This window comes from Pseudomonas sp. SDI, assembly GCF_003105155.1.
Classification (GTDB): domain Bacteria; phylum Pseudomonadota; class Gammaproteobacteria; order Pseudomonadales; family Pseudomonadaceae; genus Aquipseudomonas.
In genome coordinates, this window is record NZ_QETK01000022.1 from 1 (window position 1) to 15,770 (window position 15,770).

General features: G+C 63.8%; 13 protein-coding genes. 4 read left to right on the top strand and 9 right to left on the bottom strand.

From position 1 onward, the window contains the following. Positions 1-36: 36 nt before the first annotated feature. Both DCO48_RS15355 and DCO48_RS15360 read right to left on the bottom strand, forming a co-directional pair. Positions 37-1,722, bottom strand: a complete 1,686-nt coding sequence (locus DCO48_RS15355; protein WP_116551465.1) for a thiamine pyrophosphate-binding protein — start codon at positions 1,720-1,722, stop codon at positions 37-39. After that, positions 1,719-3,413: an FAD-dependent oxidoreductase gene (locus DCO48_RS15360; protein ID WP_116551466.1), complete on the bottom strand. Its 1,695-nt coding sequence runs from the start codon at positions 3,411-3,413 to the stop codon at positions 1,719-1,721. Before DCO48_RS15360 ends, DCO48_RS15355 begins: the two co-directional genes overlap by 4 nt. Positions 3,414-3,701: 288 nt before the next feature. Between DCO48_RS15360 and DCO48_RS15365 the strand changes: the two genes are divergently transcribed. Beyond that, positions 3,702-5,273, top strand: coding sequence for a TerC family protein (locus DCO48_RS15365; RefSeq protein WP_116551467.1), 1,572 nt, complete (start codon positions 3,702-3,704; stop codon positions 5,271-5,273). On the opposite strand, the gene rarD is transcribed toward DCO48_RS15365, so the two are convergent. Then, on the bottom strand, positions 5,236-6,123 hold the full coding sequence (gene rarD / locus DCO48_RS15370) for an EamA family transporter RarD (protein ID WP_116551468.1): 888 nt from the start codon (positions 6,121-6,123) through the stop codon (positions 5,236-5,238). The two genes, DCO48_RS15365 and rarD, sit on opposite strands and share 38 nt — an antisense overlap. An 85-nt stretch (positions 6,124-6,208) precedes the next feature. Then, positions 6,209-7,741, bottom strand: a complete 1,533-nt coding sequence (locus DCO48_RS15375; protein ID WP_116551469.1) for an EAL domain-containing protein — start codon at positions 7,739-7,741, stop codon at positions 6,209-6,211. A gap of 361 nt (positions 7,742-8,102) precedes the next feature. On the opposite strand from DCO48_RS15375, the gene hppD reads away from it, so the two are divergent. The 3 genes from hppD to DCO48_RS15390 all read left to right on the top strand — a co-directional run bounded on the left by hppD (position 8,103) and on the right by DCO48_RS15390 (position 11,050). Further along, the gene (gene hppD, locus DCO48_RS15380; RefSeq protein ID WP_116551470.1) at positions 8,103-9,179 is read left to right on the top strand and encodes a 4-hydroxyphenylpyruvate dioxygenase; all 1,077 of its coding nucleotides are present in this window, start codon (positions 8,103-8,105) and stop codon (positions 9,177-9,179) included. Positions 9,180-9,359: 180 nt separating this feature from the next. Then, complete coding sequence (zapE, locus tag DCO48_RS15385) at positions 9,360-10,454, top strand: cell division protein ZapE (RefSeq protein ID WP_116551471.1); 1,095 nt, start codon at positions 9,360-9,362, stop codon at positions 10,452-10,454. A gap of 11 nt (positions 10,455-10,465) precedes the next feature. After that, on the top strand, positions 10,466-11,050 hold the full coding sequence (locus DCO48_RS15390) for a DinB family protein (RefSeq protein WP_116551472.1): 585 nt from the start codon (positions 10,466-10,468) through the stop codon (positions 11,048-11,050). A gap of 172 nt (positions 11,051-11,222) precedes the next feature. Here the strand turns inward: DCO48_RS15390 and DCO48_RS15395 are convergent, their stop codons facing one another. The 5 genes from DCO48_RS15395 to DCO48_RS15415 form a co-directional block, all read right to left on the bottom strand. Continuing rightward, entirely contained in the window at positions 11,223-12,107 is an 885-nt protein-coding gene (locus DCO48_RS15395; RefSeq protein WP_116551473.1) for a TatD family hydrolase, read from the bottom strand. Positions 12,108-12,414: 307 nt separating this feature from the next. Beyond that, complete coding sequence (locus tag DCO48_RS15400) at positions 12,415-12,849, bottom strand: YqaA family protein (protein WP_116551474.1); 435 nt, start codon at positions 12,847-12,849, stop codon at positions 12,415-12,417. Positions 12,850-12,852: 3 nt separating this feature from the next. Next, on the bottom strand, positions 12,853-13,281 hold the full coding sequence (locus tag DCO48_RS15405; RefSeq protein WP_116551475.1) for a DUF411 domain-containing protein: 429 nt from the start codon (positions 13,279-13,281) through the stop codon (positions 12,853-12,855). A 15-nt stretch (positions 13,282-13,296) separates the two neighbouring features. After that, a complete protein-coding gene (locus tag DCO48_RS15410) occupies positions 13,297-14,043 on the bottom strand; it encodes a copper resistance protein B (RefSeq protein WP_116551476.1) in 747 nt (248 codons plus the stop codon). Continuing rightward, positions 14,036-15,739 carry a copper resistance system multicopper oxidase gene (locus tag DCO48_RS15415; protein ID WP_116551477.1) on the bottom strand — a complete coding sequence of 568 codons (1,704 nt, stop codon included), beginning with the start codon at positions 15,737-15,739 and terminating at the stop codon, positions 14,036-14,038. The genes DCO48_RS15410 and DCO48_RS15415 overlap by 8 nt, the downstream gene beginning before the upstream one ends. Positions 15,740-15,770: the final 31 nt, after the last annotated feature.

Below are 15,770 nucleotides of genomic sequence, written 5' to 3' on the forward strand. Positions count from 1 at the left end.
CACCTGTGGGAGCGGGCTCGGCCCGCGATGCTTTTTTCAGGACCTGGCCAGTCGCTCGATCTGCACCGCCAGGTCTTTCTCGGCAATGCACACTTCCACCAGCACCGGCTTGTGCTGCTCAGCAAGCATTGCCGGCAGCAGGTTCTGCAACTGCCCCACGGTTTCCACCCGGTAGCCGACGGCACCGAAACCTTCGGCCAATGCCCGGTAATCCAGGGTCGGCAAGGTGTCGAAGGCGGCGAACTGGCCGTCCGGTTCGAAGGCCTTGAGATCGACGAACGCCTGTTCGATGGCATACACCTTGTTGCTCATCACGAACACCACGGCATTGACCCGGTTGCGCACCAGCGCCGCCAGCGACTGGCAGGCCATCATGAAGCCGCCATCGCCGGCCACCACGATCGGCCGGCGCCCGCTGCCCAGGGCAACGCCCAGTGCACAGCCAGTTTCATGCCCCAGCGAGCCCCAGATTGCGTCGGAGACAAAGCTGTCGCGCGGCATGTCGACCAGGTTGCTGGCCACGTACAGCGACGAACTCTCGCCGAGGATCAACGTGCTGGTCTCCCAAAGCCGTTGTTCTTTCGCCACCTCCACCAGGGTGTCGAAGAACAGCGCATAGCTCAGCGGCAGGTCCGGACGCACCGCGCCGAGCAACTTCGCCGGCGGCAACTGGGCGAAACCGCCGAGCGGGAAGCGTGGGTCCTGCTCCAGGGCCCGGGTCAGGCCATGCACGTAGTCGGTCAGGCGCAGGTTGGGGTAGTACTCGGCGCCGGTGCGGGCCAGGTCGCTGTTGACCTGGATGATCTGCTCGAAGCGGGTCTCCAGCAGGTCCAAGTAGTCGTCGGTGAAAATCACCCCGATGGCCAGGATACAGTCGGCCTCATTGACCCGCGCCGAGGTTTCCAGCAGTGATGCCGGCCCGGCGAAGGTGCCGATGAACTGCGGGTGGCGCTCGTCGAGCACGGTCTTGGCGTCCAGCGTGGTGCTGAACGACAGGCCGCAATCGTTCACCAGCTTGAGCACGTCGTCCTGCAGGCCGTAACGGCTGATTTCCACCCCCAGCAACAGCAGCGGCTTCTTCGCCGCGGCCAGACGCTCCAGGCTCTGCGCCACCGCCGCCTTCAACGCCAGTGGCGCCGAAGGTCGCGGCGCCGCGCACAGTTCACCTTGCGGACGCGAGCAAGCGGCCCCCCAGATGTCCTTGAAGGCCTCCAGGTATACCGGCTGGCGGTGGGTCAGCGCTTCGATCAGCGCGCTGTCGATCTGCCATGGCGCCTGATGTGCGTCGGCGATGATCTCGCAGGCCACGGTGACCTGTTCGAGCACATTGCGGTCGGCTTCGAAGTTGCCGGTGGAGTGGTGGAACAGCACGTTCTGCGAGCGCGCCTTGCGTCGGCTGTCGGTCGACGGGCTGGCGGAAATCACCACCAGCGGGTTGCGCTCGACATAGGCGCCGGCAATCGCGTTCACCGCACTGAAGGTGCCGACGCCATATTGCAGCGACACCGCGCCAAATCCGGCGTAACGCGCATAGCCGTCGGCGGCATAGGCCGCGCCCATCTCGTAGACGTCGCCGACCGCGTCGATGCCGTCGAAGGCGTCCAGGGCTTCCATGAACCCGGAGACATAATCCCCGGGCACCTGGAACACCTTGTGCACGCCCAGTTGCACCAGTCGAGTCAGCAGGTAGTCGGCGACGCTGAAGGTCGCTGCGTCGCTCATGCTTCGTCCTCCGCCTCGGCCGGGCCCGGCACGGGCAACAGTTGGTACTGCTGCGGCAGCCACTCGGGGCGGTCCAGCTTGAAGAACTCCTGCAGGGTCGACTCGGCCACGGTCAGCGCGCCTTCAACCCAGCCCTGGCCATAGGAATAGGCTTCGCCGACGATGTACACGGCCTGATCGGCCACCGGGTGGCGCATGCGCTGGATGATCAGGTCGAGACGGTAGTTGGCTTTCCATTCGTGCCAGCCGCCGCCATACGGGTCGGCATCCCAGGCGTGATAGACCGCCGAGTAGGGGGCCGGCAGCTCGACCTGGTCGTGCACCTGGGTCACCTGGCGCTGGGCGATGGCGACCATTTCCTCGCTGACCTGGAACTGCGACGGCGGAACGATTTCGCTGGCGCTCACGCGGCCGGCGAGGCTGGCCGGCTGATAGCCCTGGAACGGCTTGCCGTCTTCCAGACCCTTCCAGAACGGCACGGTGCCGATGTCGTTGTAGGAGGCCATCAGCAGCGAGTTGCGGGTTGGTGCGCCGCCATCCTGTTCGCCTTCGGTGCCCATATAGTAGACCTGGCGTACCGGCAGGTCGGTGACCGAGCGTCCGGCCACCAGCCCGAGCGCGCGCCACCAGGGCTGCTCGTAGGCCAGGAACAGCTTGAACGCCGACTGCATCAGCACCGAGCCGAGGTTGGCTTTGAGCCATTTGTCGTCGAACAGCGGCGACTCGATCAGCTCCAGCGAGCGGCGCGGCATGGCCAGGATCACCTGGCGGGCCTGGACCACGCTGTGGCTGCCGTCAACATCGCGGGTAGTGCCATCAACCGTGCGGGTTTGCTGGAAGTGCAGGCAGTACGGATATTCCTGGTCGTTGCTGTATTCCAGGGCGACCAGCCGCTGGTTCATCTGCACACGCTGTTCGGCGCGCAGGATCCCGGGCAGTTGCTGGAAGGTTTCCGCGAGGGCCAGCGGCAGGCGCTGGAAACCGTCCTTCAGGGTGCGGAATTCGGTGTCATCGCTGTATTCGGTGGCGGGCAGTTGGGTCACGGCGCTGGCGTTGGCAACGTTGGCCTCGTAACCGCCGGCGTCCTTCATGAACTGGTAGCCCTCGTTGCTGAGCACCCGGTAGAGCAGGTCCCAGAAACCGTAGCGCCAGATTTCCTTGCCGAACACCTTGACCTGCATCTGCTCGGCCAGGCTCAGGTCGCCGAAGCCTGGGTAGATCAGGTTCATCACCTTGACCTGCAGGTCTTCCGGGTTATAGCCGCGTTCGGACCAGGCGAGGTTGTAGGGGATCTTGTCCGGCGCCTCGACGAAGTCGCGGAAGCGGAAGCGTTCGCCACGCAGGTAGAACAGGTTGTCCTTGGCCCCGATCGGGTCGCCTTTGGGCAGTTCATTGCCCATCGGGAAGTCCTTGCTCGGCAGGTCCAGGTGCTGGATCAGCTTGTCGACCAGCACATGGCCGCTGGTGTCCTTATCGGCGCTGGGCATGTAGCGCATGCCGCCGACTTCGGCGACCACGTGCTCAAGGCCAGGCAGCCTGATGCTGAACAAGCGGCCGCCGATACGGTCGCCGTATTCGAACAGGGCAATGCGTTGGCTGTTGCCCAGCGCCTGTTGCAGGCGCCAGGCGCTGTAGGTTCCCGAAGCGCCGCCGCCGACGACGGCGACGTCCAGTTGTAGTGCTTGGCTCATGGTGAAATCCCTTTGCGGGGTTGTGGTTAAGGTCCGTGGCCGTCGCAGTATTGTTCAGGTTTTTCGGAATGTCACTTTGCCATTAATTTTTTGTCGGTCTTTTGCTGGCGATCGGTCTTACAGCTTTTGAAATACTTTCTCACTGTCGGAAAAACCAGCTGAACTTGTAGCATCACCGTCCCGAAATAATCCCAAGGTAAGCATGACTTCGTTCTCGGAGCCCCCCAGTACCTGGCCAACCTGGCCTTCCCCGCGTCCTGGCGACGTTCTTCACCTGAGTGCCCACCCATGGAATGGCTAGCCGATCCCACGGCCTGGCTGGGCCTCGCCACGCTGATTGTCCTGGAACTGGTTCTGGGCATCGACAACCTCGTCTTTATCGCCATCCTGGCCGACAAGCTGCCGCCGCATCAGCGCGACCGTGCGCGGGTGATCGGCCTGTCGCTGGCGCTGGTCATGCGCCTGGGCCTGCTCGCCAGCATTTCCTGGATGGTCACGCTCACCGCGCCACTGATCGACGTGTTCGGCAAGAGCTTCTCCGGGCGTGACCTGATCATGCTGTTCGGTGGTGTGTTTCTGCTGTTCAAGGCCACCATGGAGCTGCACGAACGCCTCGAAGGGCATGTTACCCAGGCCAGCGGCACGCTCCGCCATGCCGCCTTCTGGCCCATCGTGGCGCAGATCGTGGTGCTCGACGCAGTGTTCTCGCTCGACGCGGTGATTACCGCCGTGGGCATGGTCGAGGAGCTGTCGATCATGATGATCGCGGTGATCTTCTCGATCGGCATCATGATCGTCGCCAGCAAACCGCTGACCCGCTTCGTCAACGCCCACCCGACGGTGATCATGCTGTGCCTGGGCTTCCTGATGATGATCGGCTTCAGCCTCACCGCCGAAGGCCTGGGCTTCCACATTCCGAAAGGCTACCTGTACGCCGCCATCGGCTTCTCGATTCTGATCGAGCTGTTCAATCAGTTGGCCCGGGCCCGGCGCAAGCGCAGCCTGCAACAGCACCGACCATTGCGTGAACGCACTGCCCACGCCGTTCTGCGCTTGCTGGGCGGGCGGCGGATGGAAGCCGATGAAGTGGGCGAGGAAATCGCCGACCTGATCGGCGACGGCGACGAGCAGGTGCTCTTCGACCGCCGCGAGCGGGTGATGATCAGTGGCGTGCTGAACCTCGCCGAACGGCCGATCCGAACGGTGATGACGGTGCGTGCCAAGGTCGACGCCATCGACCTGGGGCAATCGCCGCAAGCGATCCGTACCGCGCTGATACATTCCTCCTACTCGCGCCTGCCGCTGATTCGCGACGGCCGCATCGAGGAGCCGCTGGGCTACGTGCACAAGAAGGAAATGCTCAAGGACTTACTGGCCGGCCACGAACCGGACCTCGAAGGGCTGGTCCGGGCACCGTTGAACCTGCTGGAAAGCTTCAGCATCCTCAACGCGCTGGAGCAGATGCGCAGTGAGTCGACGCACATCGCCTTCGTGGTCAACGAGTTCGGTGACTTCACCGGCGTGCTGACCATGACCGACATCCTTGAGTCGATTGCCGGTCAGTTGCCGGATGCCAGCGAAGTCACTGGCCCGGACGTCGTCGTCGAGGCCGGCAGCTACCTGGTCAGCGGTGCGCTGAACCTGCGTCAGCTACAGGCGCAGATCGGCTTCGCCGCACGGCCCACCGAGGATTATCAGACCCTCGCCGGGCTGGTGATGAGCCTGCTTGACCGGCTGCCGATGGTCGGCGATGAGCTGACCTGGGACAACTGGACCATGACCGTGGTCGCGGTGGAGGAGCGCCGGGTCCGCCAGGTGCGCCTTACACAGCGCGTCGACGCTGCCGTAGCAGGTGCTTGAAGCCCTCCAGCACCAGCACCAGCACCGCCAACCAGATCGGCACGTAGGTCAGCCACTGGTCGGCGGCGATGCTCTCGCCCAGGGCCAGGGCGACGAACACCAGCAGCACCGGCTCGACATAGCTGAGCAGGCCGAACAGGCTGAACGCCAGCAGCCGGCTGGCCATCACGTAGCTGATCAGCGCCAGGGCGCTGATCACCCCTAGCAATGGGATCAGCAGGTAGAGCTGCGGGTGGGCGAGCAGGTCGGCACTGCTCAGCGAGCCCTTGATCACGAAATACAGGGCCGCCGGCAGCATCAGCGTCATGTCGGCCCACAGCCCGCCCAGGTGGTCGGTGCCCAGTTTACGGCGCAACACGAAGTACACCGGGTAGCCGCTGGCGACCAGCAGGGTTTCCCAGGCGAAGCTGCCATGCTGGATCAACTCGTGGGCCACCCCGACCGCCGCACACAGCACGGCGACTTTCTGTAGCCGCGACAGCCGTTCGCCGTACACCAGGCGCCCGGTCAGCACCATGCTCAACGGCAGCAGGAAATACCCCAGCGACACCTCCAGGCTGCGCCCGTGCAGGGGTGCCCAGAGAAATAGCCAGAGTTGCACCGCCATCAACGACGAGGTCCCGAGCAGGCCCAGCAGCAGTGCTGGCGAGCGGCGGATGCGCGCCAGCAAACCGGTCACCAGTGGCCAGTCGCGGGTAATCAGCATGAACAGGGTGACGCAGGGCAGGGTCAGTAGCATGCGCCAGCCGAACACCTCCTCGCCGTCGAGCGGGGTGAGCAGGGATGTGTAGTAATACATCACGGCGAACAAGCAGGACGCCATGACGGATGCAACGATACCTCTGGACAAGGGGGCCTCGGAAACAGGGAAGGGAGAGCGGGGTGACTGACAATGATCTCAGGGCCATGGGCGGCGCGGCAACCGCCCGTTTGCCTCAGGGGGAGGTAGCCGACAGGAAGTCGCTGATCGGCATGGGCCGGGCGAACAGGTAGCCCTGCTGGAAGTTCACTTGGCGCGCCGCCAGGTAGTCGCGTTGCTCGACGGTTTCCACGCCCTCGGCAACGATGCCCAGGCCGAGCTTGCCGGACAGCGTGATGATGCTGTCGAGGATATGCAGCGACAGGGCATCGACGCCGATCATGGCGACGAAGCTCTGGTCGATTTTCAGGTAGTCGACCTTGAACTGGCGCAGGTAGCTCAGGCTTGACTGGCCGGTGCCAAAGTCGTCGATGGCGATCATCACGCCTAACTGGTGAAGCTTGTCGAACAGCAGGTCGGTGGCCTGGCTGGCTTCGATCAGTTTGCGCTCGGTCAGCTCCAGGGTGAGGATCACCCGGCCTGGCGGGAACTGCGCGAGGAAGGTCCGGCAGTCGTCGTACAGTTGCGGGTCCTGGCAGTGATCGGCGGTGATGTTGACGCCGATATGGAAGCCGTCGACGAAACGCTCGGCGTGTGGTGCCAGGTCGGCGGCCACGCGCTGCATCAGGCGCCGGGTCATCGCTACGATCTGCCCGCTGTGCTCGGCATAGGGGATGAACAGGTCGGGGCGGACCATGCCTTCACGCGGGTGCTGCCAGCGCATCAGCACTTCGGCGCCGGCCCAGCGAAAATCGCCGTCGCGCACCACCGGCTGGTAATAGGGAATGAACTCGTCGGCCTCGATGGCCCGTTGCAGTTCGGCCCGCGAGGAGCTGGCGCGGCGCAGTTGCCAGCGGCAGGCCGTGCCGGCAATCACGCCGATGAACACCAGTAGGCCGAGCATGGCCGGGTATTCGCTCTGCATCAGGTGCCAGGCAGAGCCCGCGGCGAACCCGCTGTTGATCGAGTAGGGATAGTTGGTCGATGACAACTGCATCGAGGCCTCGGCGAAGGCCGGCAGGGCATCGTTGTGCACCTGGCCGTCTTCGCCCATCCAGCGCGGGCCGACTTGCAGCACCAGCCGGGTGTTCGAGCCGATCAGGCGCAGGGCGGTGACCAGGTGGTCGCCGTCGGCCGTGGTGAGCGCGCCGTGTTTACCATTCCTTTCCAGGTACACCAGCAGGGCATGCCCTGGGGTGACCGAGTTACCGTCCATCAGGCGCAGGGTGCCGTCGACGTACTCGTCGGTTTTCACCGGCTCACTGTAGGGGCCGAACAGTGAGCTGCAATACAGGTTGTCGTTGCTGAACAGATTGGTCGAACGCACGAACGAGGTCCGCGTGACCACTTCGCGCAGCGGCAGTTGGGCGTTGTCGCAGGGCTCGCCGGCCAGTGGCAGCAGGCTGTGGGCAGCGCCGGCCAGGTTGCTGACGATCCAGTCGATATGCTCGACCGCCTGCGCTGCTGTGCTCTGCGCGCGGGCCGCCAGTTCGCGATGGGCCTGCCAGTTGAGAATCAGCAGACCGAGCAGCATCGGCAGTATGCCCACCAACCAGGGCAGCAGGGCACGGAGGGTCCAGCGACCGGGACGTTTAACCGAGAGGGGCATCAGGCACAACCTGTAAGGACAGAAAAGAGAGCATAGCCGTTCATCGGCCGGCGCACAGCTACTGGGCATCGTGCTGTGCAACTGGCCGCAGCGGCTACGACCAAAGGCGTGCAGTTAAATGCGGACAAATGATTTTACGCACTGTAGAATCATTTTACGCATACAATAATAAGGTTCTCCGCCACTGGAGAATCAGCCCGCGGAGACTGGGTCCCATATGAAGTGTCATGGGTTCAAACTGATTTATGGTGACTACCTCGCACGCAGTGTGAGGGGCATCTCTTGCGCGCCACCACGTTCGCTCGACATCGACCGCTACTAACACACCGTTATTACCCGTTTAGATGATGAGGACACGAACATGGCAGATCTCTTCGACAACCCGATGGGCCTGATGGGCTTTGAATTCATCGAGCTGGCCGCGCCAACCCCAGGCACCCTGGAGCCGATCTTCCAGATCATGGGCTTCACCAAGGTGGCTACCCACCGCTCCAAGGACGTACACCTGTACCGTCAGGGCGGCATCAACCTGATCCTCAATAACGAGCCGAAAAGCGTCGCTTCGTACTTTGCTGCCGAGCATGGTCCGTCGGTGTGCGGCATGGCCTTCCGTGTGCGTAATGCCCATGAAGCCTATGCCCGTGCCCTGGAACTGGGCGCGCAGCCGGTAGAAATCGAAACCGGCCCGATGGAACTGCGCCTGCCGGCGATCAAGGGTATCGGCGGCGCGCCGCTGTACCTGATTGACCGTTTCGAGGAAGGCAGCTCGATCTACGACATCGACTTCAACTGGATCGAAGGCGTCGATCGCAACCCGGTCGGTGCTGGCCTGAAGATCATCGACCACCTGACCCACAACGTTTATCGCGGGCGCATGGCCTACTGGGCGGGCTTCTACGAGAAGCTGTTCAACTTCCGCGAGATCCGCTACTTCGACATCAAGGGCGAGTACACCGGCCTGACCTCCAAGGCCATGACCGCGCCGGACGGCATGATCCGTATCCCGTTGAACGAGGAATCGTCCAAAGGTGCCGGTCAGATCGAAGAGTTCCTGATGCAGTTCAACGGCGAGGGCATCCAGCACGTGGCGTTCCTCACCGACGACCTGGTGAAGACCTGGGACGCGCTGAAGAAGATGGGCATGCGTTTCATGACCGCGCCGCCGGCAACCTATTACGAGATGCTCGAAGGGCGTCTGCCGGATCACGGCGAGCCGGTGGGCGAGTTGCAGGCCCGCGGCATCCTGCTGGACGGCTCGTCGCAGCCGGACGACAAGCGTCTGCTGCTGCAGATCTTCTCGGAAACCCTGATGGGCCCGGTGTTCTTCGAGTTCATCCAGCGCAAGGGGGACGACGGGTTTGGTGAAGGTAACTTCAAGGCCCTGTTCGAGTCGATCGAGCGCGATCAGGTACGCCGTGGGGTATTGGCTACCGAGTAAACCCGGTAGTTGAGTAGAAAAGCCGCCGGGGAAGCCTGGCGGTTTTTTACTTTGAGGCCTCATCACGGGACGAGTCGGGTCGCCGCATCGTCGCTCCCACACGTACTGCATGCACAGGTCTCTTGTGCGGGCTTGTCCCACGAGCGGGCGCGCAGCGGCCGTAATCTGTATCATCCGCCCATGACCCAACGCACTCCCCTCGCGCTCTACCAGCAGGCCATTGCCCAGAACGGTTTCTTCGCTGATCCTGCGCAGTTGCACGCGGCCACTGCCCTGCAAGCCTGTTTCGACACCCTGCACCACGGCGTCTACCTCTGGGGCCCGGTCGGGCGGGGCAAAACCTGGCTCATGGACCTGTTTCACCAATGCTTGCAAGTGCCCGCCAGACGGCAGCACTTCCACCATTTCATGCGCTGGGTGCACCAGCGGCTGTTCCAGCTCAACGGCACCGCCGAACCCCTGCAAGCCCTGGCGCAAGCGCTAGCCGCGGAAATCCGCGTGCTGTGCTTCGACGAACTGTTCGTCAACGATATCGGCGACGCGATCATTCTCGGCGGGCTGTTCCAGGCGCTGTTCGATCATGGTGTGATCATCGTCGCCACCTCCAACCAGCCACCGGCGCAGCTCTACGCCGACGGCTTCAACCGCGAACGTTTCCTGCCGGCGATCAGCGCCATCGAGCAGCATATGGCCGTGGTCGCCGTCGACGGCGAGCAGGACCACCGCCTGCACCCTGGTGCCGAGCAGCAACGCTACTGGCTGCGCCAGGACGACGGCCCAAGCGCGCTGCTCGGGGTGTTCTGCGCGTTGAGCGGCACCCAGCCCAGCACCGACCAGACGCTGACCGTCGGCTACCGGCAGATCGCCGTGGTACGCCGCAGCGACCAGGTGCTCTGGTGCCGCTATCACGACCTGTGCGAACAACCGCTGGCGGCCATGGACTTCATGGCCCTGTGCGACCAGTTCCAGGCCATCCTGGTCAGCGACGTACCGGCCCTCGGCGCCCAGCAGCGCCCGGCGAAGATCGCCCGTGGCACCGAAGACGGCGCCGCTCGCGTCGCAGCCGGCGACCGTGAACTGCCGCAGTTGTCGATCCACGATGACAGCGTGCGACGCTTCATCGCCCTGATCGACGAATGCTATGACCGGCGTATCGCCCTGTATCTGGAAGCCGAAGTGGCGCTGGATGCGCTCTACACTCAAGGGTATCTGGCATTCCCGTTCCGACGGACCCTGAGCCGCCTGCGGGAGATGCAACTGCAACGCTTCTGCTGAGGATCACCCTCATGGCCGAGCCACTTTCGCATTACCTGCTGACCATGGCCTACCAGAACGGCTGGGCCAACCACCGCCTGTACAAGGCTTGCCTGCAACTGAGCCAGGACGAGTTCGTGGCGCCGCGTTGCAGCTTTTTCCCGTCGATCAAGGCCACCCTCAACCATATCCTCACGGTTGACTGGTTTTACCTGCATGCGCTGGAGTGCGAACAGCGCGGCGAGTCGCCCGACCCGGATGCCGAGCGCTTCTTCGAGCCCGCCGAGCCCTTCGCCAGTTGCGCCGAGCTGCGCGACGAACAGGCCCAGGCCGATCATCGGCTGATTGCCTATTGCCGCCAGTTGCATGACGACCAGTTGCAGCGCTATGTGAGCATCGTCCGCCCTGACTGGTTGCAGCGCGAGCAGCGCCTGCGGCTGCTCTCGCACCTGTTCGAGCACCAGATCCATCATCGTGGCCAGGTGCACGCCATGCTCAGCGACACGGCCGTACGCCCGCCGCAGCTCGACGAATTCTTCTGTGAAGAGGAGGCACACCTGCGCGCGCAGGACTTTGCCGAGCTGGGCTGGAGCGAGGGGCTGATTTGGGGCCGTTAGTGTAGCGTTTCACAAGTACCACTGAAAATTCGAGCTAGGCTAGCGTTCATCGATCTCGCTGGCCAGTCGTGACGTCTGGTTTTTGGAGATGCCGGTCATGCCCATGGTTTTCAGCAGTTCGTCTACGGAGCATGTCGAAACGCCTGCGCGGCGCTTCAGTTGGTGCGAGTGCTCATTTGACTACCGTTTCCTGGCCACGCAGGACCGAGTCGCCCTGCCACTGGCGACGCTGGTCGATGGGCAGCGGGGTACTGACCAACTGTTTGTCAAGTTGACCACTCTGGGCGAAGAAGTCCACCGGATTGTGGAACAGCACTTGTTCTACTTGAGTTTCGCTGAAGCCAGCGGCGAGCATCGCCTGCCCGGTCTTGGGCACCTTGAGTGGATCGCTGATACCCCAGTCGGCGGCGCTATTGACCACCATCTTTTCGGTGCCGTACTCCTGCAACAAGGCCACCATGCGCTGCTCGGACATTCGGGTATTGGGGTAGATGGAGTGCCCGCGCCAGCAGTCGCTGTCTAGCACCAGTTGCAGGTTTAGCTCGTTAAGGTGATCGATGATCACCAGATGTTCGGCGATTCCCACCTCGCGGATCACCGCCAGGGTACGCTTGGTGCCGCCGATCTTGTCCCTGTGAGGGGTGTGCACCAATACCGGCAGGTTGAATTGCTTGGCCAGTTCGAGCTGGGCCGCGAGAAAGCGATCCTCTTCCGGAGTGATGTCTTTGTAGCCGATCGCGCCGACGGCCACTACGCCGTCCTTGACCAAATAGCGCGGCAGCGCCTCCAGCACCTCGTTGGCTACCGACAGGTCGTTGGCCTCCGTGGGATTCAGACCGATGGTGCAGAAATGGTGGATGCCGAACACGCTGGCACGCGAGCGTTCCCAGCCCAGCAGTGTGTCGAAGTAATCAATGAAGCTGCCGACGCTACTATATGCCTGGCCTTGCCGGGCGGCCGGCTCGATGACCCCGGTGATACCAGCAGCAGCCATGTTCTGGTAGTCGTCAGTGGTGCGGCTGATCATATGAATATGCGGGTCGAAATACTTGAGCATGGTGAGTCGTTTCCTTGACGTGGGGTGGAGGAAAATCGACTTCCTTGTCGACCCAGATGGACTGGGCGTGTGCTGAAAGCAATCAGCGCCACGGGAAAATACTTTAATGCGTGGGTTGGAATGTCAATGACTGAAAATGTTTCGCGATATTTCGCTTTGTTGGCTCAGGTGCCAGCGTGACAGCACATCCTGAGCGGGTACCCACGCGTTGGGCAATGTCGTTGCCTGACTCGCCGGCCGTGTAGGCATGCCCCCTGAGCGTCTTGCTCAAATTTTCAGTGGTACTCGTGAAACACCACCCTAGCGCCTAGCGGTGAATCCAGCCCAGAGTGAGCAAGGCCAGCACCAGGTAGCGCCCGCCCTTGGCCACGCTGACCAGTGCCAGAAAGCGCCAGAACGGCTCGCGCATGACCCCGGCAATCAGCGTCAGCGGGTCGCCGATCACCGGCATCCAGCTCAGCAGCAGCGACCAGTGGCCGTACCGTCGATAGCGTTGCTGGGCCTTTTCCAACTGCGCCGGCTTGACCGGAAACCAGTGCTTGTCGCGCAGCCGGTCGATGCCACGGCCCAGCAGCCAGTTGACGATCGAGCCCAGCACATTGCCCAGGGTCGCCACCAGCAACAGGTCGAGCACCGCCTCGGGATTGCCCAGCAGCAGCCCGACCAGCACGGCTTCGGACTGCAACGGCAGCAGGGTGGCGGCACCGAAGGCGGCGAGGAACAGGCCCCAGTAGCTAAGCATCGATCAGTATTCGGCAACCACTTCGTCGGTGCCGGCGGCGGTCAGGCCGATGACCTGGTAGGCGTCCTTGTGATCGCCCATTTCCATGCCCGGCGAGCCCATCGGCATGCCCGGCACGGCCAGCCCGCGCAGGTCCGGACGCTTGGCCAGCAGCTGAATCTGTTCGGCCGGCACATGGCCTTCGACGAACTTGCCGTCGATCACCCCGGTGTGGCACGAGGCCAGGCGCGGGGCCACGCCCAGGCGCTGCTTGACCGCGCTCATGTTCGGTTCGACGTGATCGTTGACAGTGAAACCGTTGTCGCGCAGGTGGCTGATCCATTCCTTGCAGCAACCGCAGTTGGGGTCACGGTATACGTCGATGGTTTGCGCGGCCTGGGCCAGGCCGCTCAGGGCCAGCAGGCCGAGGGCAGCAAGCTTGTATTTGAGCATGATGTGTCTCCGGGGCTAGAAGCGCAGGCGGATGCCGGCAACCACACGGGTCTGGCCGGTATCGTCGTCGGCGTCGCGGGCCAGCTCGGCGGTGCGGCCGTGCAGGCGGTTGAATGAGACCCCCAGGTAGGGGGCGAAACCACGGCTGATCTCGTAGCGCAGGCGCAGGCCTAACTCGCTGTCGGCAAGGCCGGCGCCTTGCTCGCGCTGCGGCTCGGTACGGCCGTAGACATTGCTTTCCAGTGTCGGCTCAAGGATCCAGCGATTGCTCAGCAGGATAGCGTAACTGGCCTCCAGGCGCAGCGCGGTTTGTTGTCGCTCGCCGGCATAGGCCGTGGCTTCCAGCTCCAGGCCGTAGAGTGGTGTGCCCTGGATGCCAACGGCGGCCCAGGCCTGGCCGCTGGCCGGTTTGAAGTCCTGGCGCAGGCCACCGACCAGTTCCCACCAGGGGCTGATCGCGTGGCCCCACAGCGCTTGCAGTTCGGCTTTGTGCGTGCGGCCCTGTTCGCGCTCGCCTTCACTGCGCAGCCACAGGCGGTCGATGTCGCCACCGATCCAGGCGTTGGCGTTCCAGTTCAGCGCGCTGCTGCTGTCGAACTGCTGCACTTCCAGCTGTTCGACGATCACCGCCCAGTTCACTTGGCGATCATGCACTTGATGCCCGTTCAGGGCGCGCGCCTCGGCGGCGCGGGCCTCTTCGCTGCCGAGCAGGGCGAGCAGGGCCAGGCTGCCGAGTAACGGCCGGTTGAGTCGTTCAGTCATCGACGCGCACCTCGCGGAACATGCCGGTCTCCATGTGATAGAGCAGATGGCAGTGGTAGGCCCAGCGGCCCAGGGCATCGGCGCTGACCCGGTAGCTGCGGCGGCTGCCGGGCGGCATGTCGATGGTGTGCTTGCGCACCTGGAAGCGCCCCTGGTCGTCTTCCAGGTCGCTCCACAGGCCATGTAGGTGAATCGGGTGGGCCATCATCGTGTCGTTGACCAGGGTGATGCGCAGGCGCTCGCCGTATTTCAGCCGCAGTGGCTCGGCGTCGGCGAACTTGATGCCGTTGAACGACCAGGCAAAGCGTTCCATGTGCCCGGTCAGGTGCAGTTCGATCTCGCGCCCTGGTGCGCGGCCGTCGGGGTCGGCGAAGGTGCTTTTCAGGTCGGCATAGGTCAGCACCCGACGGCCATTATTGCGCAGGCCCAGCCCGGGGTCGGCAAGGTTGGCGCGTGGCATCATGGTTTGCATGTCGACCAGCGGGTTGCCGATTTCCGAAGACGGGTGTGGCTGCATGCGCATGCCCGGCATGCCGGGCATGTTGCTGTGGTCCATGCCGGCCATCTGGCTATGATCCATGCCGGCCCCATGGTCCATGCCCATGTCGCTCATCTGCAGCACCGGGCGTGGATCAGGTTCGGGCACCGGTGCACTGAGCCCGACGGCCCGCGCCAGGGTGCCGCGGGCGAAGCCGCTGCGGTCCATGCTCTGGGCAAACAGGGTGTAGGCGGGCAGGTCGCCGACCTTGACCAGCACGTCATAGGTTTCCGCCACCGCCAGGCGCAGTTCGTCGACTACCACCGGCAAGACCGGCTGGCCGTCGGCGGCGATCACCACCAGTTTCAGGCCAGGGATGCGGAAATCGAAATAGCTCATCGCCGAGCCGTTGATCAGACGCAGGCGCAAGGTTTCGCCGGGCTCGAACAGGCAAGTGAAGTTGGCGTCGGGCGGCTGGCCGTTGAGCAGGTAGGTGTAGGTGGCGGCGCTGATGTCGGCGAGGTCGGTGGGGCTCATGCGCATCTGCGCCCATTCCTTACGGTTGCCGAGCGCGGCCGACCAACCGTCGCGGGCGACGTCGTCGATGAAGTCGCCGACGGTACGTTTGTGGTAGTTGAAAGCGTCGGACTGTTTCTTCAGCGTGGCCAGCAGTGCGGCCGGCTGCTCGTCGCTCCAGTCGCTGAACAGCAGCACCTGGTCGCGCTGGTAGCGATAGGGCTCGGGCTGTTTCGGTGCGATGACGATGGCACCGTAGACCCCGGCCTGTTCCTGCAGGCCGGAATGGCTGTGATACCAGTAGGTGCCGGATTGCTGCAGGGTGAACTGGTAGAGGTAGTCGCCGCCGGGCTCGATGCCGGCGAAGCTCAGGCCGGGGACGCCGTCCATGCTGCTGGGCAGGAGGATGCCGTGCCAGTGCAGCGAGGTGGCCTCATGCAGCCGGTTGCGCACGCGCAGGGTGACGGTGTCACCTTCGCGCCAGCGCAGGGTGGGGCCGGGCAGGCTGTTGTTGATGGTCAGCGCCGTGCGTGGGCGGCCGGTGAGATTGACCGCCGTCTGGCCGATGAACAGCTCGAAGTGCTGGCCGCTGAGGCTGTTGCCGGCGGCCCAGGCCGCAGGCCGCCACAGGCCCAGGCCGGCCAACGCGGTGCCGGCGGCCAGGCCTTTGACGAAGGTGCGGCGGGTGGGGTGGTGGGGCATGCGCAGTGCCTGTTGGGTCTGGGAGATGGAC